The sequence below is a fragment of the Psychrobacter sp. Cmf 22.2 genome, assembly GCF_001921745.1.
Lineage (GTDB): Bacteria > Pseudomonadota > Gammaproteobacteria > Pseudomonadales > Moraxellaceae > Psychrobacter.
In genome coordinates this window covers 53,088-73,519 of the sequence record NZ_MRYA01000005.1, presented here as the reverse complement: position 1 = coordinate 73,519, position 20,432 = coordinate 53,088, and the positions used below count along the sequence as shown (strand labels likewise).

Annotated in this window: 20 protein-coding genes; 16 read left to right on the top strand and 4 right to left on the bottom strand. The window is 43.0% G+C overall.

The window, feature by feature from the left end; all coding sequences use genetic code 11:
* The first annotated feature begins 12 nt into the window (after nucleotides 1–12).
* From atpE to BTV98_RS09835, 10 genes are all read left to right on the top strand, one after another.
* Nucleotides 13–261 (top strand): F0F1 ATP synthase subunit C, encoded by a 249-nt coding sequence (atpE, locus tag BTV98_RS09880; RefSeq protein WP_010197960.1) that lies wholly within the window; start codon nucleotides 13–15, stop codon nucleotides 259–261.
* A 117-nt stretch (nucleotides 262–378) separates the two neighbouring features.
* On the top strand, nucleotides 379–849 hold the full coding sequence (locus BTV98_RS09875; RefSeq protein ID WP_058369620.1) for a F0F1 ATP synthase subunit B: 471 nt from the start codon (nucleotides 379–381) through the stop codon (nucleotides 847–849).
* A gap of 13 nt (nucleotides 850–862) precedes the next feature.
* Nucleotides 863–1,486 (top strand): F0F1 ATP synthase subunit delta, encoded by a 624-nt coding sequence (locus BTV98_RS09870; protein WP_058369619.1) that lies wholly within the window; start codon nucleotides 863–865, stop codon nucleotides 1,484–1,486.
* A gap of 93 nt (nucleotides 1,487–1,579) precedes the next feature.
* Nucleotides 1,580–3,124 (top strand): F0F1 ATP synthase subunit alpha, encoded by a 1,545-nt coding sequence (gene atpA, locus BTV98_RS09865; protein WP_058369618.1) that lies wholly within the window; start codon nucleotides 1,580–1,582, stop codon nucleotides 3,122–3,124.
* Between the two features lie 206 nt (nucleotides 3,125–3,330).
* Nucleotides 3,331–4,212 carry a F0F1 ATP synthase subunit gamma gene (gene atpG, locus BTV98_RS09860; protein WP_058369617.1) on the top strand — a complete coding sequence of 294 codons (882 nt, stop codon included), beginning with the start codon at nucleotides 3,331–3,333 and terminating at the stop codon, nucleotides 4,210–4,212.
* Between the two features lie 38 nt (nucleotides 4,213–4,250).
* Nucleotides 4,251–5,684: a F0F1 ATP synthase subunit beta gene (atpD, locus tag BTV98_RS09855; RefSeq protein WP_058369616.1), complete on the top strand. Its 1,434-nt coding sequence runs from the start codon at nucleotides 4,251–4,253 to the stop codon at nucleotides 5,682–5,684.
* Between the two features lie 103 nt (nucleotides 5,685–5,787).
* Nucleotides 5,788–6,204 (top strand): F0F1 ATP synthase subunit epsilon, encoded by a 417-nt coding sequence (locus tag BTV98_RS09850; protein WP_021812807.1) that lies wholly within the window; start codon nucleotides 5,788–5,790, stop codon nucleotides 6,202–6,204.
* A gap of 545 nt (nucleotides 6,205–6,749) precedes the next feature.
* On the top strand, nucleotides 6,750–7,466 hold the full coding sequence (locus tag BTV98_RS09845; protein ID WP_075103509.1) for a response regulator: 717 nt from the start codon (nucleotides 6,750–6,752) through the stop codon (nucleotides 7,464–7,466).
* A 339-nt stretch (nucleotides 7,467–7,805) separates the two neighbouring features.
* On the top strand, nucleotides 7,806–9,494 hold the full coding sequence (locus tag BTV98_RS09840) for an ATP-binding protein (RefSeq protein WP_058369612.1): 1,689 nt from the start codon (nucleotides 7,806–7,808) through the stop codon (nucleotides 9,492–9,494).
* A gap of 196 nt (nucleotides 9,495–9,690) precedes the next feature.
* The gene (locus BTV98_RS09835) at nucleotides 9,691–9,870 is read left to right on the top strand and encodes a hypothetical protein (RefSeq protein WP_075103508.1); all 180 of its coding nucleotides are present in this window, start codon (nucleotides 9,691–9,693) and stop codon (nucleotides 9,868–9,870) included.
* 63 nt (nucleotides 9,871–9,933) lie between these two features.
* Here BTV98_RS09835 and BTV98_RS09830 read toward each other — a convergent pair whose 3' ends face one another.
* A complete protein-coding gene (locus BTV98_RS09830; protein ID WP_075103507.1) occupies nucleotides 9,934–11,400 on the bottom strand; it encodes an ATP-binding protein in 1,467 nt (488 codons plus the stop codon).
* A gap of 251 nt (nucleotides 11,401–11,651) precedes the next feature.
* Between BTV98_RS09830 and rpsP the strand changes: the two genes are divergently transcribed.
* The 4 genes from rpsP to rplS all read left to right on the top strand — a co-directional run bounded on the left by rpsP (nucleotide 11,652) and on the right by rplS (nucleotide 14,048).
* Nucleotides 11,652–11,924 carry a 30S ribosomal protein S16 gene (gene rpsP, locus BTV98_RS09825; RefSeq protein WP_058369610.1) on the top strand — a complete coding sequence of 91 codons (273 nt, stop codon included), beginning with the start codon at nucleotides 11,652–11,654 and terminating at the stop codon, nucleotides 11,922–11,924.
* A gap of 161 nt (nucleotides 11,925–12,085) precedes the next feature.
* Nucleotides 12,086–12,619 (top strand): ribosome maturation factor RimM, encoded by a 534-nt coding sequence (gene rimM, locus BTV98_RS09820; protein ID WP_058369609.1) that lies wholly within the window; start codon nucleotides 12,086–12,088, stop codon nucleotides 12,617–12,619.
* A gap of 75 nt (nucleotides 12,620–12,694) precedes the next feature.
* Nucleotides 12,695–13,489 (top strand): tRNA (guanosine(37)-N1)-methyltransferase TrmD, encoded by a 795-nt coding sequence (trmD, locus tag BTV98_RS09815; RefSeq protein WP_058369608.1) that lies wholly within the window; start codon nucleotides 12,695–12,697, stop codon nucleotides 13,487–13,489.
* Between the two features lie 136 nt (nucleotides 13,490–13,625).
* A complete protein-coding gene (rplS, locus tag BTV98_RS09810) occupies nucleotides 13,626–14,048 on the top strand; it encodes a 50S ribosomal protein L19 (protein ID WP_058369607.1) in 423 nt (140 codons plus the stop codon).
* Between the two features lie 215 nt (nucleotides 14,049–14,263).
* On the opposite strand, the gene BTV98_RS09805 is transcribed toward rplS, so the two are convergent.
* Nucleotides 14,264–14,821 carry a DUF4442 domain-containing protein gene (locus tag BTV98_RS09805; protein WP_082638075.1) on the bottom strand — a complete coding sequence of 186 codons (558 nt, stop codon included), beginning with the start codon at nucleotides 14,819–14,821 and terminating at the stop codon, nucleotides 14,264–14,266.
* A gap of 447 nt (nucleotides 14,822–15,268) precedes the next feature.
* On the opposite strand from BTV98_RS09805, the gene BTV98_RS09800 reads away from it, so the two are divergent.
* Entirely contained in the window at nucleotides 15,269–16,795 is a 1,527-nt protein-coding gene (locus BTV98_RS09800; RefSeq protein ID WP_058369606.1) for a DUF3360 family protein, read from the top strand.
* Nucleotides 16,796–16,938: 143 nt separating this feature from the next.
* Entirely contained in the window at nucleotides 16,939–18,783 is a 1,845-nt protein-coding gene (uvrC, locus tag BTV98_RS09795) for an excinuclease ABC subunit UvrC (protein WP_075103506.1), read from the top strand.
* Between the two features lie 111 nt (nucleotides 18,784–18,894).
* Here the strand turns inward: uvrC and BTV98_RS09790 are convergent, their stop codons facing one another.
* Nucleotides 18,895–19,467, bottom strand: coding sequence for a dihydrofolate reductase (locus tag BTV98_RS09790; RefSeq protein WP_058369605.1), 573 nt, complete (start codon nucleotides 19,465–19,467; stop codon nucleotides 18,895–18,897).
* Nucleotides 19,468–19,515: 48 nt separating this feature from the next.
* Nucleotides 19,516–20,376 carry a thymidylate synthase gene (locus tag BTV98_RS09785; RefSeq protein ID WP_075103505.1) on the bottom strand — a complete coding sequence of 287 codons (861 nt, stop codon included), beginning with the start codon at nucleotides 20,374–20,376 and terminating at the stop codon, nucleotides 19,516–19,518.
* Nucleotides 20,377–20,432 lie beyond the last annotated feature (56 nt).

Sequence of the window (20,432 nt, the reverse complement as noted above, 5' to 3'; positions counted from 1 at the left end):
GAGGATACATCAATGGATCCAGTATTAGGTGGTTACACAGTTATCGCAGTAGCGTTACTTATCGGTCTTGGTGCACTTGGCACAGGTATTGGTTTTGCTATTCTAGGTGGTAAGTTCTTAGAAGGGGTTGCGCGTCAACCAGAGCTTGGCTCACAGTTGCAAACTCGTATGTTCATCGTAGCAGGTCTTTTGGATGCTATTCCGATGATCGGTGTTGGTATTGCTATGCTATTGTTGTTCGCTAACCCTCTAGCAGGTTAATCCGAAAGCTCAGTTGTAAGTGTTTGGTGTTCAAAGATTTACTATCAAATATAGTCAAGATTTGACTGCCAAACATGACCAATTAAACTGATTTTTCATTAACAAAGAGGTGATCACGTGAATATCAATTTTACCCTCGTCGGTCAAGCCATTGCTTTTGCAATATTTGTGATTTTTTGCATGAAATTCGTGTGGCCACCACTTATTGGGGCTATCAACGAACGTCAGCGTAAAATCGCTGAAGGCTTAAATGCCGCAGAAAAAGCAAAAGCAGACCTGGCAACCGCGGAGCAAGATGTCCAGCAGGAACTCGATGCTGCTAAGACTAAAGCTGCTGCTTTAATCGAGCAAGCTAATAAAAGTGCCAACCAGCTTGTCGAAGATGCAAAAACGCAAGCCCAAGCAGAAGGTGAGCGTATTCGCCAACAAGCGCAAGCTTCTATCGAACAAGAAATTAACCAAGCGCGTGAATCATTACGTGCGCAAGTTGCTGAACTGGCTGTACTTGGTGCTGAGAAGATTTTGCAAGACAAAGTCGATGAGCAAAAACATGCCAGTATGTTAGACCAACTGGCGGCGAAGCTGTAATTGTGAGGATATCATGGCTGACTTATCAACCTTAGCACGACCGTACGCTAAAGCCGCGTTTGACTATGCCAACGAAAATGGGGTAGTAAATGAGTGGGAAAACTTCTTATTTATTGCCAGCCGCGTTGTCAATGACAAGTCGTTCAGTACTTGGCTGGAAAATCCAGCTGTTTCTGCTGAGCATAAGTCAGCTGCTTTGGTCGATCTTTATGATACGCAAGTAGCTGGTCCTAATGACTCTGCTTTTAAGCAGCTGTTAAATGAGAACCAAGGTGTTCTACCAAGCGGTGACACCAGCTATACGAAAGTATCAGTAGCACTTAGTAACTTCATTAAACAGTTATCAGAACAAGAGCGTCTGGCACTGCTTCCTGAAGTTTATGAGCATTATCGCCGTCACAAGGCAATAAGCTTAAAGCAGCTTGACGCATATGTAACTTCTGCCTATCCATTGACCGATGCCCAGCGCGAAACGATTCAAACGCGTCTTGCCGCATCGCTCAATGCTAGTGTGGTAATTCATGAGTCAGTTGATCCAAGTCTATTGGCAGGCGCTACAATCAAAGTCGGTGACAAAGTCATTGATGATTCAATGCGCGGCAAGTTACAACAGTTAAAAACACAGCTAACTGCCTAATGCCATTCAGTGACGCAGTCATATAAAATCTGCGTGAACGTAAGAGCATTTAAGTCAGTGGGCGGGTTATCATAAATTAAAGGAAACAAGGCAATGCAACAATTGAATCCAGCGGAAATCAGTAACCTGATTAAGCAGCGTATTCAAGACCTTGATGCGGGTGCAACTGCAAAGAATGAAGGCACGATTGTCAAAGTATCTGACGGTATCGTGCAGATTCATGGTCTTGAAGATGCCATGTACGGCGAAATGATTGAGTTTGAAGGCGAAATCTATGGAATGGCGCTTAACCTAGAGCGTGATTCTGTTGGCGCGGTAGTACTTGGTGATTACCTACAGCTGCAAGAAGGTCAAAAAGCCTATTGTACTGGTCGTATTCTTGAAGTACCAGTAGGTCCTGAGATGCTAGGCCGTGTTGTTGATGCCTTGGGTAATCCCATTGATGGCAAAGGTCCTATCGATGCCAAATTGACAGATAAAGTCGAAAAAATCGCTCCAGGTGTTATCGATCGTCAATCAGTTGATCAACCAGTGATGACAGGTTATAAAGCCGTTGATACTATGATTCCAATCGGTCGTGGTCAGCGTGAGCTTATTATTGGTGACCGTCAGACTGGTAAAACAGCAATGGCTATCGATGCGATCATCGCCCAGAAAGCTTCTGGCATCAAGTGTGTATACGTCGCAGTCGGTCAGAAACGCTCTACTATTGCCAACGTCGTACGTAAGCTTGAGCAAACCGGTGCTTTAGAATATACCACCGTTGTAGTCGCTTCGGCATCAGAGCCAGCAGCACTACAGTACCTTGCACCATACTCAGGCTGTACAATGGGTGAGTACTTCCGTGATCGCGGTGAAGATGCACTAATTGTATTCGATGACTTGTCAAAACAAGCTGTTGCTTATCGTCAGATTTCACTGTTGCTACGTCGTCCGCCAGGTCGTGAAGCTTATCCTGGTGATGTATTCTACTTACATTCACGCCTACTTGAGCGTGCATCACGTGTAAATGCCGATTATGTAGAAAAGTTCACCAACGGTGAAGTGAAAGGTAAAACAGGTTCTTTAACCGCACTACCTATCATCGAAACCCAAGCAGGTGACGTATCAGCATTCGTACCGACTAACGTGATCTCGATCACTGATGGTCAGATCTTCTTAGAATCAAGCTTATTTAACTCAGGTATCCGTCCTGCGGTTAACGCTGGTATCTCAGTATCTCGTGTTGGTGGCTCTGCTCAGACTAAGATCATTAAAAAGCTCTCTGGTGGTATTCGTACCGCGCTAGCACAGTACCGTGAATTGGCAGCCTTTGCTCAGTTTGCCTCTGATCTTGATGATGCGACTCGTGAGCAGCTTGATCATGGTGAGCGCGTCACCGAGCTGATGAAGCAAAAACAGTATCAACCTATGTCAATTGCTGAACAAGCAGCGGTTATTTATGCTTCAAACGAAGGATTCTTGGCGGATGTACCAGTTGAAAAGATTGGTGCTTTTGAAGAAGCTTACTTACGCTATATGCATGATGAGCAAAGTGAATTGATGCGCGAGATTGATGATACTGCGAATTATAACGATGATATCGCAGGACGTTTAAAGTCAGCAGTACAGACTTTTAAACAGAATCACAGTTATTAATTTAACGGGTTAAGCCGGATTGGTTATAATTTAATTGTTAAAATGGGCGCGTTGTCTAAGCAGATATTTGCGCCATTATTCTAACCATTGACGGTATTAGTCGCGTCATGCAAAACATGTAATGAGTACTCTGATAGAGTGATACTATATATTAACTGTATGTTGCATGCGCAAATGCTTTTTAACCCTCTTATATTGGAATCATTATGGCAAGCTTAAAAGAGATACGTGCCAAAGTCACCAGTATTAAAAGCACCCAAAAAATCACTCGTGCTATGCAAATGGTAGCGGCGAGTAAGATGCGCCGTGCTCAAGAGCGCATGGAAGTGGGTCGCCCGTATGCTGATAGTATGCGCCGGGTTATTTCACATTTGGTGCATGCTTCATCAGACTACAAACACCCATACATGGTATCGCGTCCGGTCAACAAGGTTGGCTATATCGTCATTACCTCTGATCGTGGTCTGGCGGGTGGTTTGAATATTAATTTATTCAAGGCTCTATCTAAGAGTATTCGAGATTATCAAGACCAGTCTGTACAAACTGAATTTGCAGTCATTGGCGCTAAAGGGGTGAGTTTTTTCAAAAACTTTGGTGGTAAAGTGACGTCAGCGGTGACTGACTATGGCGATAAACCAACGTTTGAGCAAATAAACTCTCCCGTTCAGGCCATGCTCGAGGATTATAGTAACGGCAATATTGACCGTATCTATGTGGTATATAACCAGTTTGTTAATGCCATGACTCAAAAGCCAACCGTCAATCAATTGGTTCCTTTACCGGAGCGCTCATTTGATGATGAAGAAAGTGGCATACAGACAGAGCTTAGCTGGGATTATATCTATGAGCCTGACATCAAGACGTTGATTGATGAATTGCTTGGTCGCTATATTGAGTCGATTGTTTATCAAGCGGTAATGGAAAACATTGCTTCTGAGCAGTCCTCACGTATGGTAGCGATGAAAGCAGCAACAGATAATGCTGGTGACCTTATTAACGATTTACAGTTGGTTTATAACAAGCTGCGTCAAGCGGCGATTACTCGAGAGATCTCGGAAATCGTTGGCGGTGCTGCTGCTGTTTCATAATTGACTACACCTATATATAGAAGTTCAAGGAGAACGCAATGAGTAGCGGTCGTATTGTACAGATTATTGGCGCGGTTCTTGACGTTGAGTTTGACCGTAACGAAGTTCCTCAAATTTTTGATGCCTTGCAAGTAGACGGTACCGAAACCACCCTAGAAGTACAGCAACAGCTAGGTGATGGTATTGTACGTACTATTGCCATGGGATCAACCGAAGGCCTAAAGCGTAACCTTCCTGTTACTAATACCGGTGCAGCTATTTCTGTGCCAGTCGGTACAGGTACGCTAGGTCGTATTATGGATGTTCTTGGTCGTCCTATCGACGAAGAAGGTCCTGTTGTAGCGGAAGAAAAATGGTCGATTCACCGTGATGCACCAAGCTATGCAGAGCAGTCAAATAGTACTGAGCTGCTAGAGACAGGTATTAAAGTTATCGATCTACTCTGCCCATTTGCTAAAGGTGGTAAAGTTGGACTATTTGGTGGTGCTGGTGTTGGTAAAACCGTCAACATGATGGAATTGATCAACAACATCGCCCTAAAACACGAAGGTCTATCAGTATTTGCTGGTGTTGGTGAGCGTACTCGTGAAGGTAACGATTTCTATCATGAAATGCAAGAAGCTGGCGTTGTTAATACTGAAGACTTTAGTAAGTCTAAAGTTGCAATGGTATATGGTCAGATGAATGAGCCACCAGGTAACCGTCTACGTGTTGCACTGTCTGGTCTTACTATGGCTGAGTACTTCCGTGATACCAAAGATCCTGCCACTGGCAAAGGTCGTGACGTACTACTATTTGTTGATAACATCTATCGCTATACGCTAGCGGGTACTGAAGTATCAGCACTTCTTGGTCGTATGCCATCAGCGGTTGGTTATCAGCCAACACTCGCTGAAGAGATGGGTATGCTGCAAGAGCGTATTACTTCAACGCAGTCAGGTTCAATCACCTCAGTACAGGCCGTTTATGTACCAGCCGATGACTTGACAGATCCATCACCAGCAACGACGTTTGCTCACTTGGATGCGACAGTTGTACTAAGCCGTGACATCGCCTCACAAGGTATCTATCCTGCGGTTGATCCACTAGATTCAACCTCACGTCAGTTAGATCCACAAGTGATCGGTGAAGAACACTATAACGTTGCTCGCGGTGTGCAGGAAGTGTTGCAGCGCTATAAAGAGCTAAAAGACATCATCGCCATTCTAGGTATGGATGAGTTGTCAGAAGAAGATAAATTAGTTGTTTACCGTGCTCGTAAGATCCAGCGCTTCTTGTCGCAGCCATTTCACGTTGCCGAAGTCTTTACTGGTGCGCCTGGTAAATATGTGCCACTACGCGATACCATTGCTAGCTTTAAAGCAATCATCGCTGGTGAATACGATGATCTACCAGAGCAAGCTTTCTACATGGCTGGTACCATCGAAGAAGTAGTCGCCAAAGCAGAGAAAATGAAATCTACTGCAGCATAAGTTGTGTTAGTATTTACTAAAGCGTAAGTAGGCTGTTCAAGCCTACTTACGAATAGATAACGCATAGCAGTTTTGATTGTGTTTTGATCGTAAGGAGTTAAATATGGCAACGTTACAATGTCGCGTCGTAAGTGCTCGTGAAGAGTTGTACTCGGGCGAAATCAGCATGTTAATAGCTACGGGTACTGAAGGCGAGATTGGTGTATTGCCAGGTCACACACCGCTTATTACTTTGCTAAAACCGGGTGCGATGCGAGTGCAAACACCAAACGGTGAAGAAGAAGTGATTTATGTATCAGGTGGCGTTTTAGAAGTACAACCAAAGATGGTCACTGTACTCGCTGATACTGCTATGCGCGCACACAACCTCGATGAAAGTAAAATCGTTGAAGCACGCAAAAAAGCGGAGCAAATGCTGGTCAACCAATCTGATACCGTACAAACCAATGCCGCTTTGGCATCATTGGCAGAGTCAGTAGCCCAGCTACAAACGATTCGTAAATACAAAAACCGCGCTTAATATATTTTCTATCACGTTAAGTAGCAGTTTTTATTTGATATTATTGATAATCATAAAAAAAACAGTCCATCATGGGCTGTTTTTTTTATGATTATCAACAAATTTAGTTGATTAAATAATAAAATTTACTACCTAATCTCTTTTCCTAATATGGTATTTCGTTAGAAGAAGTAAATATTTTATATTCTTTATTAAATCGATAATAGTTGAATCGTTAATAGTAATGAACGTTTTTAATGAGATTGTGAGCAATAGTATTCTTTTATAGTAAATGTGATTTTTTATGATATTTGATTACTAGCCATTTAATACTACTCTTCATTATGTAAATATCTAAAGACTTAAGATTATTGGACGTTGACTAAACTTATAGGATATGTTCTTTATAGGTTTTGTTAACGACAATAAGCTATAGTATAGAAAGCTGACTATTTGATAGTATACTGTGTTACCACAATTGCACCATTCATAAGAACATCAACTGTTCCATTTCATTGTGCTACTAAATTACCTGCTATTAATTTTATATATTATAGGACACACCAATGACAACGACTGAAGAAGACAACACACTCCGAATTTTGATTGTTGAAGATGATGAGCGTTTAGCTATGTTAACCCAAGATTATTTGGTTAAGAATGGCTTAGAAGTAGCGATCGAGACTGATGGTAATCGAGCCATTCGTCGTATCGTTAACGAACAACCAGATTTAGTAGTACTTGATGTCATGCTTCCTGGTAGTGATGGTCTAACCGTATGCCGTGAAGTGCGTCCACATTATCAAAATCCAATTTTGATGCTGACTGCACGTACAGAAGATATGGATCAAGTACTGGGTCTTGAGATGGGTGCTGACGATTACGTTGCCAAGCCGGCTCAACCGCGCGTATTGTTAGCACGTATCCGTGCGTTGTTACGCCGCTCAGAAAATGCGCCATCAGAAGATGTGCCACAGCGTTTAGAGTTCGGTGAGTTGGTCATCGATAATGGTGGTCGATCTGTGACACTAAGTGACGAGTTGGTTGACTTTACCAGCGCTGAATACGATTTATTATGGTTATTGGCTTCTAATGCTGGTCGTATTTTGTCGCGTGAAGATATCTTCGAGCGTCTACGCGGTATCGAATATGATGGTCAAGATCGCTCTATTGATGTGCGTATTTCACGTATTCGTCCTAAGATTGGTGATGATCCAGAAAACCCGAAACGTATCAAGACGGTACGTAGTAAAGGCTATCTCTTCGTCAAAGAAGGCAATTAGGCTTATTCTGACGATAGCCATAACTGATAATTTTTATTTAGTTAACAAGAAACCAGCACTTTGCTGGTTTTTTTGTGGCTAAATTTCAAGTTTTTGAACTTAAGACAAGCGTTATGTGGTTTAATTAAGCGGTAATTTTGGATGCAAGCTCAATATACATTATATAGATCTGACTTTAAAACAGTCATTGTATTATGGTTATGATATTTAAATATAATGATAAAATATCATCTTTAAGTTTTATGCTTATTTAACAGTGCTTGTTACCTTTTGTAATGTCGATATCTCAATACAAAACGGTACTAGCAGTTATTACTCAACAGTTTGGTCACGGCACGTATGTCATTAGTTTCCTCTTTAAAGCACAGTATTTTTGTTCGAATTTATGCCGGTCTATTGATAGTCTGTCTATGTGTGGCCTTATTTGCTCAGTTATTAATGGATACTATTAATAAGGAGCGTGTACAAACCTATCGTGAGAATATGGCTACAGGCGCCTTTTATTTAGTTAGCGAAGGTGTGGGTCGACAGATAAGCGCCACTCAACGCGAATATTGGTTATCGGACGCTAGTAGTCTATTTGGCTCAACCTTTCGTATTGTGCCTACTGCCGAAATAGACTTTAGTTCAAGTGAGTTACGCCGTTTTGATAACGGCAATACAGTCGTGCGTTATAACAGTCAGCCTACTTATGCCGATGTTTATCATCGTCTACCAGATGGAGAAAGCGTATTAACTGTTAGAATATCGCAAGTTACAGAGCAACAAGTACGGGCAATGGCAGTGTTTTTGTTGGATGATCTGTCTTACTATACGACGTTGTCTGCAAAACGTACGCGTCTAAAAGAGTTAGAAGAGAAATTCTCTTTTCCGTTAGAGCTTAAGAGCGTCAATGCATTGGGCTTGGACACTGATCAGATGGCACGCCTACGCCGTGATGAAGTGGTTATATTGTTTCAAGATACTAGCACCAGCCGAGGCAACTCTGCTATTAGAATAATTGTGCCCTCTGAGATCAATGATATGGCTATTGTAATGGGTCCTGTTTCTTTGTTTAATTGGTTCCCGTTAAATTTAATTATCAGTATGGTTCTGATAAGTATGTTCCTAATTAGCCTAGGTGTGTATGCGTTAATCTTTCCACTTGAGCGTAAACTACAGCTGATTCAAGTAGGGGTGAACGAAGTTAGCCAAGGCAATCTTGATATTCAAGTACAAGTCATTGGACAAGATGAGATCGCGCGTTTGTCAGCCACATTCAATGCGATGACAGAACATATTAAACGTCTGATTGAATCACAACGTGAGCTGACTCGAGCGGTTTCTCATGAGTTACGTACGCCCGTAGCACGTATTCGCTTTGCTGTAGATATGCTTGCAGATACCGATGACGAGGACTCACGCTTTATGCAGCGTGACTATATCGACGAAGATATCGAAGCACTGAATGGATTAATTGATGAGATTTTGACCTACGCAAAACTTGAAGAGGGATCTCCTAAGTTAGAATTAGAGTCAGTAAACCTTAGGGAACTGGTTGAGCAGGTGGTACGCGAGACCAATGCCTTAGGGAAGTCTATCAAGGTCGTTGGAAAACTTCCAAGTGCAAAAGTAACAGCAATAGCAGATCGCCGCTATCTACATCGCGTTATTCAAAACCTTGCTGGTAATGCGCTGCGCTATGCAGAAACAACCATAGTTATTAGTGCTGGTGTCAAAAAAGGCAATGCTTTTGTTAGTGTTGAAGACGATGGTCACGGTATACCTGAGGAAGATCGTGAAAAAGTATTTATTCCCTTTTCTCGTTTAGATGATAGCCGTACACGAGCATCAGGTGGATATGGGCTGGGACTATCTATTGTTTCACGCATTGCGTTTTGGTTTAATGGCAGTATGAAGGTGGATGAAAGCGATAGTCTTGGCGGGGCAAGATTTGTTATGACATGGCCCATTAAACCTTTAACACAAGTGCTTGCTGCCGATGAGCTGACTCAAGAAAAAAGTGACCGTGACTTTAGCGATGAGTAACCCAAAAACCTTATTAGCCAATAATTGATTTGTATGAGAAGACTTTATCAACTAAAATCATTTAGAGTTGTTAATGGAGTCGACCACGTGATTTATGAATGAGATCAATAAATCACGTTTTGGTAAGTAATAACCTTATCTACGGTAATATTGAGCTTACCGTTATTTTGAGTTTAAGGCTGTACAGGAGAGTAAAATGCCTTATTTATTCGGTGGTTTAGTATTACTAAATGCCTTAATGCTTGGCTACTACTTGTTTATACAAAAACCAACTCCTACTGAGAGTTTACAGACTGCACAAGCAGAGCTCACGCATCCAATAACATTTATTAATAGTGCCAAGCATGTACCGCCGTTAATCGGGACTAAAGAATAACCCACTTTTTAAACCATCTCTTCATGATGGTTTTCGATGAATTGTCTTATATTCGTTCTTTTGTTAGCCTTCGCTATTGATGGCATTATCTGGGGTAGTCAAATCATCATCAATGACCGCTTCATCTGCAACTTTGGATAGAAGAGGCAGGCGGATACAAACTTGTAGTCCACCCTCAGGATGATTGATAGCTTCTACAGTGCCATGATGTAAACCTGCAATACGGCTAACAATAGCTAAACCAAGTCCACTGCCTTGAGTGGTACGTGCTGTTTCTCCACGCTCAAACGGTTGCATAATTCGTTCTAATTGGTCTTCTGCTACTCCATCGCCGCAGTCACGTACACATATCATCAATTGCTCCTGAGCTTCTTGATTTACCTCGCTTTCAGTCACGATATCAGTATTTTCTGCAATCACTGTCTCAATGAAGGTCGGTACGATATTGGCAGACAAATAGATTGGCGGCTTACCATAACGATTTGCATTATTCACAAGATTGATAACTAGGCGTTTTATCGATAAGGGACGTATTGGCACCGCTCTTTGAAGCTCTGATTGATAAACAAACGGCATAGGAGCAAATTGGACCATAATTTCATTAAATATAGTGTCTAAATTGGTGAGGCGTACAGGCTCATCAGAACCATCTTTCATAAAAGATATAAACTGCTCTAAAATTGCATCCATGTCTTCGATATCATAAATCAACCCCTCACGAAAAAAGTCATCTGGTAACATTTCAGCGGTCAAACGCATGCGTGTCAGCGGCGTACGCAGATCGTGTGAGATACCAGCCAACATGATAGTGCGTTCTTTTTGCGCTTGACTAAGCGTTGTAAATAGTCGATTGAATGCCGTATTGACCTGGCGGATTTCGGTAGGTCCTGTATGCGTTGGCAAAGTAGTCGCATGACCAAGACGAATGTAATTGGTAGCCGCACGCTGTAAGTGACGAAGAGGACGGTTTAGCTGACGTGCTAGCAAGATAATTGTCAATAAAGTCAGGATTGGCAAGCCTAACAGGAATAACGCTAACAATGTTGGGCTGTATTGAGAATAATAGACAACTGGTTCACGAATCCAAAAACTTTGGTCACGACTGTCTTGTATCCATAGCTGAGGCGTGGGCTTAAATTTAAAATATACTTCAACAGGTCGGCCTAATTGCGCTCCGATTTCTCGTTGCAAAACATCTGTAAATACTCCTACAAAAATCTTGTCTTCAACTTGAGGAAAGTCACTAGGATTGTTAACGACTACCACGTGTGAGTTACGATATAGCCATTGTTGCATCCTTGGGTTGTCTTGCCAGTCTTTTCTGGCACTATTCATTAAACGCAGCTCGCTTGTCAAATAACGCGCATGGTTTTTGAGCTCTGGTAAATATAAACTGCGCCAAAAAAACCAAATAGATAGACCAACGCTGATTATGACAATGAAGGCCACCATTAAGGTTGTAAGCCAAGTGCTAGAGTACGAACGTGGTAACCAAGCTGTGCGGCGATGACGAGAAGTTGGGGTAATCATAAGAATTTAACGCTCTTGCAGTATTGCATAAAGTATAGTGCAATACTGCATTAGGCGCTACGAGCTGGCTACAAAGTTATCATTAGATATCTACCTTTGCGTCATAAATAGGGTGTGATATTTCAGGCCTTTAATTGCCTTTAAGCCATTGTTATAATAGTCATTAAATAAACACAGTTTATGTTTTCAACAAATCAAGACTGTGATATAATTATGCCCTTTTTGGTATACCTGCGAAAGAGAGAATTCACATGGTTGTTATTCGTTTAGCACGGGGCGGTGCCAAGAAACGCCCATTTTATCAAGTAGTTGTTGCTGATCAACGCCGCGCGCGTGACGGTCGCTATATTGAAAACATTGGCTTTTTTAATCCACTCGCCAAAGAGTCTGAAGAAGCAGTACGCCTAAACATGGAAGCGTACAATGCGTGGATCGCAAAAGGTGCACAGCCTTCAGATCGCGTTGCTTCATTAGCAAAGGCTTACAACAAATCAGCGACAACAACTACTGAAGCAACTGCTTAAGTGATAGTCGTTGAGTACTTATAGTCAATTCTTAGACTATTAAGTATGTTTTAAAATAGATAGCGTAGCTGGTTTGACCAGTATACGCCGTTAACTGTTTTTATCATTTAATTGCTTTTTTATTGGCGATTACTGTTTTTCTTATTGTTAGGTTAGACATTATGTCATCTGTGCCAGACGCCAGTACACTTATAAAGATCGGTCAGCTTAAGAAACCTTATGGTATTAAGGGCTGGCTTTGGGTGTTTAGCGATACAGATGAACGTTCAGATATCTTTGATATGCAGCCATGGTGGATAAAAACTGCCACTGGCATGAAGCCGTTAACAGTCAGTAAGTGGCGTCAGCAAGGTACAGGGCTTGTGGCTCAATTTGAGCAAGTTCCTGATCGTAATATCGCTGAAACCATGAAAGGTGTGGCTATTTGGGTTGCAAAAGACTCACTACCTGAACCTGAAGAAGACGAATTTTATTGGTCGGAACTGGTTGGGCTAAGAGTTTTGAACGAGCAAGATGAGTATCTTGGTGATATTGCTGAGATGTTTGAAACTGGTGCTCATGACATTATGCGTGTCGCAGCACATTCAAACAGCTTAGATAATGAAGAGCGCTTGATACCATGGCATGCGCAAACTGTAATTGAGGTCGATATGACCAATAAAACAGTCCATGTCGCATGGCCAAGCGATTATTAATTTGATCTTTAAGATTGAAGTAATAATGTGCCTATATAGGTATCATTTAGCGAGCATTATTTAAACAGAGGTCAGATGTATTTTGCTGTGATCAGTATTTTTCCTGAGATGTTTGCCACGATTCGTGAGTTTGGTATTACGGGACGAGCAGTAACTCAAGAACAAATCACAATTGAGTGCATTAACCCGCGCGACTATACCACGGATAATTATCGCCGTATTGATGAACGTCCCTATGGTGGTGGTCCTGGTATGGTAATGATGGCGGAGCCATTATCTAAAGCAATTGAAGATGCGCGTCTGCGTGCTAGCCAACATGGTTGCCGTATTGATAAAGCACATTGTCCGGTGATTTATATGTCACCACAAGGACAAGTGCTGAGCGAAAAGAGTGTGGTCAGCATGACTGAGTATGATGGCATGATTTTATTATGCGGTCGTTATGAAGGAATTGATGAGCGTTTATTATCGCAGTATGTCGATATGGAAGTGTCACTTGGTGATTATGTACTGACTGGCGGTGAGTTACCGGCAATGGTACTTATGGATAGTGTGATACGTCGTCTACCCGATATAATGGGTGATGATAAGTCAGCTGAGCAAGATTCGTTCGTCGATGGTTTGCTTGATTGTCCACATTATACCAAGCCGCATGAGTTTGCTGGTATAAACGTTCCTGAAGTGTTACTTTCAGGTCATCATGCCAATATCGCTAAATGGCGTTTTAGTCAACAGGTCGAGCGTACCAAAGTACGACGTCCAGATTTGTGGCAAGCATTTACTCCAAATGCGCAGCAAGTTGCTTGGCTAAAAGCACTGGCAAAAAAAAATAGCTTGAAAACAGTTAACAACGAAGATTTTGATCAATAATGAAACAGGTCATACGACAATGGCCGTTTGTTAGACCCCATTTATGTTGTATCTCGTAAATGCGTGATACGATTAATTATTACAAACAGGTGATATGCGTAAAGCCTCTATTATCTAATGTGAGGAGATAACTCTCATGAGCAACAAGCATCCATTGGTTCAGGTCATCGAAAACGAACAACTACTTGAACGCCCAAACTTTGCACCAGGTGATACTATCGTGGTTCAAGTAAAAGTACGTGAAGGTGAGCGTGAGCGTTTACAGGCCTTTGAAGGTGTGGTTATCGCTAAGCGTAACCGCGGTCTAAACTCAGCGTTTACTGTCCGTAAAATTTCAAGTGGCGTTGGTGTTGAGCGTGCATTTCAATTGCATTCACCAATCATTGATAGCATTGAAGTGAAACGCCGCGGTGCTGTTCGCCGTGCGAAACTGTACTACTTACGTGAGCGTTCTGGTAAGTCAGCACGTATTCGCGAAAAGCTTGGTGGTCGTCCAGCTGCTCAGAAAAAAACTGACGCTGGCGTACCTGATGCAGTTGAAACTGCACCTGGTATCTAAGTTTAAGCATTGCGCTAAAACTTGCCAACCCTCCTAAATTGTTTAACATAGCGCTTAGGAGGGAAGCAAAAGTAGATACAAGCCCTTATTCATAGGTTTATTTATAAATAAGCGGGCCATACCAAAAAAGACAAAACCCCAATCTGAGCGACTGCCAGATTGGGGTTTTTGTATGTAGGGTATTTACGTTTACATTTAGTTGTCAACGTTATTAATTAGCTATCAACGTTGTCTATACGGTTGCTTTGATCTTTGGACTTGCTGTACTTACGCAAGCGTATATAGATGGTCTTAGTGACCGTAGCAATGACTTTTTGCTGACTATCCACGATATCTGTTTGATATTCGCGAAATACAGGTTCGCCGTCTTTTGCCAGCTCTTGAATAGTGGCAATTTCTGTACTAGGGATTTTCATGCGGGTTGTCACTTTGCTATTGCCAGGAGCAACGAACTCAATATGCGAGCTTTTATCCCATACCACATAGGTACTGCCAAGTTGATGCATGAGCATCAGCATATAAAAAGGATCAACCATCGAATATAAGCTACCACCAAATTGTGTGCCGACGATGTTTTTGTTCAGACTATTAAGACCCATACTGACTACGCACAAGCCCTGATCTAAATCGACATGCTCGACCTTGATACCAGCGCCGACATAAGGCGCATAAGTATTGATACGCAGCTTAAGTAAGTGTGGCGTTAAAAGTGGCATGACGTTCTTTTTAGTTTTGCGTTTTAAATTTTCTAGATTCTTGGGTAGGAAGCTCATACTGTTATTCCTTTATCTTTCTCTATCTTTTACGGTACGTAAAGATGCTCATATATTGATAACCATCATTTCTATTAGTTATGGAATGAGCTAATTATAAACTGAGCAAAAAACATCTATCATAGTCAAAAATAAAAACTGTCACCAGCCTTAAAGCGTAACGAATGTTAATTATTTAATAATATCAATACTATAGTAAACGTTTGGCCTGTTATCAATATATGAAGGCTCTGCTCATTATATTTAGATAGACGCTAAGAGTGGAATTAGTCATACATCAAAATGCGAATAGAAGGGTAAGAGTTTTGACGGCAAAACTCGCAATCCTAGCCTTGATAGCATACAATGGCTGCCAATTTGTGTTGGGCAGCTTATTTTTTGTACGATTTTGGGCAAATAAGTCGTCATTGATAAAAAATGAATCCTCAGTTGGCATAAGGAGATGTGATGAGTAGTAACGAGATCCCCGCTTCAAGAACCAATCCGCAGCAGTCAAATCCAGCTCACTACGATGATGAATTGCAAGGTAGCTATACTGATTTGCATCAGCCAAGCTCAAACTTTAATAGTCGTGACGCCTATCTAAATCATGAACTACAGATTATGCAGCCCAAGCGCTGGCGCATGAACTTGCCATTTCGTGATTATCGTTTTGAATATGAAGACACCATTCCAGCGATGGCCGCGACAATCGGTAAAGTCGTTATGGTGGGGGCTATTGCCGCTACGTTTGCAGGACCGCTTGGGCTAAGCGATGCCTTTGTCTTAGAAAACGTCCGCTATGAGCTGTTAATCGTCGCCTTCTTTGTTATCTTATTCTCAGGATTTTTGCTACCGACGGCCAACCTTGCGGGTACGCACGGCCCCCTCATTCCCCTAATTCCTATTGTCGTTGCCGCTGGTGGTCACCCAATGGCCTTTGGTCTGCTGATCGGTGCCTTTGGTCTGTTACTAGCTATTAGTAAAGGCGGTAGTCTGCTGGCAAACTTGACCAGTAAAGGTGTGTGTGGCGGTCTGCTGCTATATTTAGGCTTTATCGGTACCATCTCGCAAGTTAAAAACCTGTTTGCATGGGCAGAAGGTATTGGTATGGCGCATATCGCCTTTGTGGTGATTTTGCTGACCATTATACTGTATGCTGTATTAGAGAATTTCCAAAAGCGTTGGCTTGCTGTACCGCTTAGCTGCTTATTAGGTGGTGGCGTAGCCTTTGTTATGGGCGCACCCTTTGCTTTTGAAACGGCACCAGGTCTGCCCAATATGAACCCGATGTACTGGTGGGGAGAAGACACTGGTTGGATGTTAGGCTTACCGACGGTTGAGAGCTTCGTTGTGGTACTGCCGTTTGCAGTATTGGCTGTCGCCATGTGGTCGCCCGACTTTTTGGGTCATCAAGTCTTTCAAAAGATCAGCTATCCAAAGCGTACTGAGCGCGTGTTGATGGATATCGATGATACGATGACCAGCGCTTCTATTCGTCAGGTGGCAGGCTCTGTCCTTGGCGGGGCAAACTTTGCATCCTCATGGGGGACTTATATTGTGCCGGCGGCGATTGCTAAACGGCCGATACCAGCGGGTGCGATACTCACGGGACTGTTTTGTCTGATCGCTGGTATCTGGGGCTACCCAATGGATTTGGCTATTTGGGAGCCGGTGATGTGTGTGGCGCTGATCGTTGGTGTATTTATTCCACTGCTTGAGGCTGGCATGGAGATGACGCGCGAAGGTAAAACCACGCAGTCAGCTGCTATCGTGGTATTCGCGTCAGCACTGGTAAACCCAGCGTTTGGCTGGTCGATTACCTTGGTACTTGATAACCTAGGGCTGATTGGATCCAAAGAGCGTAGTGCGAGCTTATCAAAGATGAGTCGCTGGATTATCCCTGTGATCACCTTTGTGATATTAACGGGTGTTATGGCGGTCGTTGGTATGTTGCCAGGTATTCCCGCACTATTACCGAACTTCCGTCATTAGAGATTTTGCCTACCATAAAAAAAGAAAAGCCAGCTTCATGCTGGTTTTTTTGTGCATAAACCTATAGGTAGTGATGGCTTGTAAAACTCAGGCTACCGCCCCATAATTAGCTGTATATCAGTATCTTAAGAGCAATGAATTTTATGGTTAATGTCTCAGAAACAAATACCACGGATGATAAAAAAGCCCGTCTTAAGCATCTCATCAAACGCCTGCCAAATCTGCCAGGGGTCTATAAAATGCTGGGTAAAAACGGTGATATTTTATATGTGGGTAAAGCTAAATCGCTAAAAAGCCGAGTGAATAGCTACTTTGCCAAGACCATTGACCATCCAAAGACACGCGCGCTGGTAGCACGGATTCATGATATCGAGACCATTATTACGCGTAGCGAAACCGAGGCGCTGCTGCTTGAGCAAAACTTGATTAAAGAGTATCGTCCCCCTTATAACGTACTACTGCGTGACGATAAGTCTTATCTGTACGTGTTTATTTCAGCGGACAAACCTTATCCGAGATTGGCTTACGGACGCGGTAAAGGCAACCATCAAAAAGGTCGTTTCTTCGGTCCTTTTCCCTCTGCTCATGCTGCCAAAGAAACGTTGGTCTTGATGCAAAAAATGTTTCAGATGCGCCAATGTACCAATACTTTTTTTAAGCAACGTAAACGTCCTTGTCTTGAGTATCAAATTAAGCGTTGCCGTGCGCCCTGCGTGGGCTTGGTATCGCCAGAAGAGTATGCGGAAGATGTCAATAATACCATTCGCTTCCTCAAAGGCGACTCGAGCGATATTCACAGTACGCTTATAGAAAAAATGGAAGGCGCTGCTGAAGCGTTGGATTTTGAAAAAGCGGTATTTTATCGTGACCAGCTGTCTATGCTACGCGAAGTGCAGGCACGGCAAGCGGTTTATACTGTGCAGGGCGAGGCGGATGTGATTGCGATTGCCAGTCAAGCTGGCATGACTTGTGTCAACGTATTGACGGTGCGCGGCGGCCGCGTACTTGGCGGTAAAAACTACTTCCCTGATGTTGATAGTAGTGAGTCGCTCGCGGATAATTTATCGGCCTTTATTACCTCATTCTATTTTCAGGTGACCGACGACTTGCCAAGCGAGATTATTCTAAGTCATGAGCTGCCTGATCAACAAGCAATCAGCGAAGCACTGGCCACACACTTTGAGAGCAAAGTCGTTATCAAGACCAATGTCCGTGAACATCGCTCAGAATGGCTGGACTTGGCCAAACTAAATACCAATAATGCGCTTAAAACTAAACTGGGCGACTATCTAGAGCTGCATGCGCGCTTTGGCGCACTTAAAGACGTGTTGGCTGATGTCACTGATCGAACTATAGACCGTATTGAATGCTTTGATATTTCTCACACCATGGGCGAGGCCACCATCGGTAGCTGCGTGGTCTTTGATCAAGGTGGCTCGCGCCGCCGTGATTACCGTCAGTATGCGATTCATGATATTCAAGGTGGTGATGACTATGCCGCGATGAAACAAGTGCTGACGCGTCGTTATAAAAAGCAACCACTGCCTGATTTATTGCTTATTGATGGTGGTAAAGGTCAGCTTGGGATTGCTAAAGAAGTATTGACAGAGCTGGGTATTCTTAATGATACGTTGCTCGTTAGTGTGGCAAAAGGAGAAGGGCGCAAAGCGGGTCTGGAAGTATTACATTTTATCGATCATGAGCCGCTCGATCTGCCTATGGATAGCAAGGCGCTGCATTTATTGATGCATATTCGCGATGAGGCCCATCGTTTTGCTATCACGGCGCACCGTAAGAAGCGCGATAAGCGCCGTTCGTCGTCCGTGCTGGAGGTGATACCAGGACTAGGGGAGAAGCGCCGCCGTGACTTGCTCAATCACTTTGGCGGTATGCAGCAGTTGCTTGGCGCATCCCAGCAAGAGCTGGCAGGTGTGCAAGGGATTGGCCCAGTATTAGCGAAAACTGTGTATAAAGTGCTGCATGAGTAGGCCGATTGATATTTGCTAAATTCGGACTTATGGCAATAAAAAACGGGGCTGCCTTAGAATCATACTAGAACAGCCCCAATTTTTTAATATTTTTTGATGAATGAACGGTTATTATTCATCAGCTTTTTTCATATAAGTCACAAATTTAAAATCCAATCCACTTTTCTCATCACTCATTTGCTCAGACTCTTCTGCGACTTCAAATTCGCTTGGTAGCTCTGGATAAAAGGCATCGCAATCGAGTATTTCGGTGTCTACATGCGTCAGCTCAATACGATCAGTGTACATAAAGGCGTCACTAAATACCCGCTCACCGCCGATAACCCAAATCGTATCAAGATGGGCACCATGTGCAAGACTGGCAGCTTGCGTTAAAGCATCATCCAAATTATGGACGACATATGCATCATCACGGTCTTTAAGACCTTTTTGCTCAGCATAATCTAGCTGCGTCGTAATGATAAAGCTGACGCGCTTTGGCAATGGCTTACTGTTCATCGATTCAAAAGTTTTACGCCCCATAATGACGATACCTTGAACCTTGCCATTATTTTGTTTGGTGGTCATTTTTTTAAAGTGCTGCAAATCTGCTGAGATATGCCACGGCAGCTCGTTATCTTTACCAATACAGCGATTGCTACCGATAGCGACGATTTGGGCAACTTCAGTATGGGCATAACTCATAATATATCCTTATTATTCTCATCAGTAATATGAAGTCAAAAACAGTTTTTATACCGCGACTTTTGCTTTGATAGCGGGATGCGACTCATAACCATCAACGCTGATATCTTCATATTCAAACGCAAAAATATCATCGACATCAGGGTTGAGCGTCAATGTTGGAAGCGTATAGAGCTCGCGTGTCAGTTGCAGCTCGACTTGCTCACGGTGGTTTTGATAGATATGACAATCGCCACCCGTCCAGATAAATTCGCCAACTTCTAATCCGCAAACTTGCGCAACCATATGAGTCAACAGTGCGTAGCTGGCGATATTAAACGGTACCCCTAGGAATAAATCTGCTGAACGCTGGTAAAGCTGGCAGGACAGCTTGTTGTCTGCAACAAAGAACTGAAACAGCGTGTGGCAAGGCGGCAGGGCAACTTGCTCGGCTTCACCTGGATTCCAGCCTGAGACGATTAAACGTCTGGAGTTAGGGTTGGTCTTGATTTGCTCAACCACTTGAGCGATTTGATCGACGCCGTCATTATTATAGCGACCTCCCTCATTTTTAGTCGCGCCATAGTTGCGCCACTGGTGACCGTATACTGGCCCTAAATCGCCAGCAGGACGATTGAAGCGCGCTGTCTGCTCCACTGTTGCCCATTCATTCCAAATGCGTACGCCATTCTCTTGCAAATAATCGACGTGGGTGCTACCGCTCAAAAACCATAATAGCTCATAGACGATCGATTTGAAGTGAACTTTTTTAGTCGTTAACAGTGGAAAGCCATCTGCTAAGTCAAAACGCAGCTGCGCGCCAAAATGACTTAGCGTACCTGTGCCCGTACGATCCCCTTTTTCGGTACCGTCAGTCAATACTAGCTTTAATAAATCAAGATAAGCTGCTTCGTTCTTAGTAGTAATCATGATTTTTTAGATTCCATAGTCTTTGGTTTCGATGTATCTCAATGTTAATGCATCTT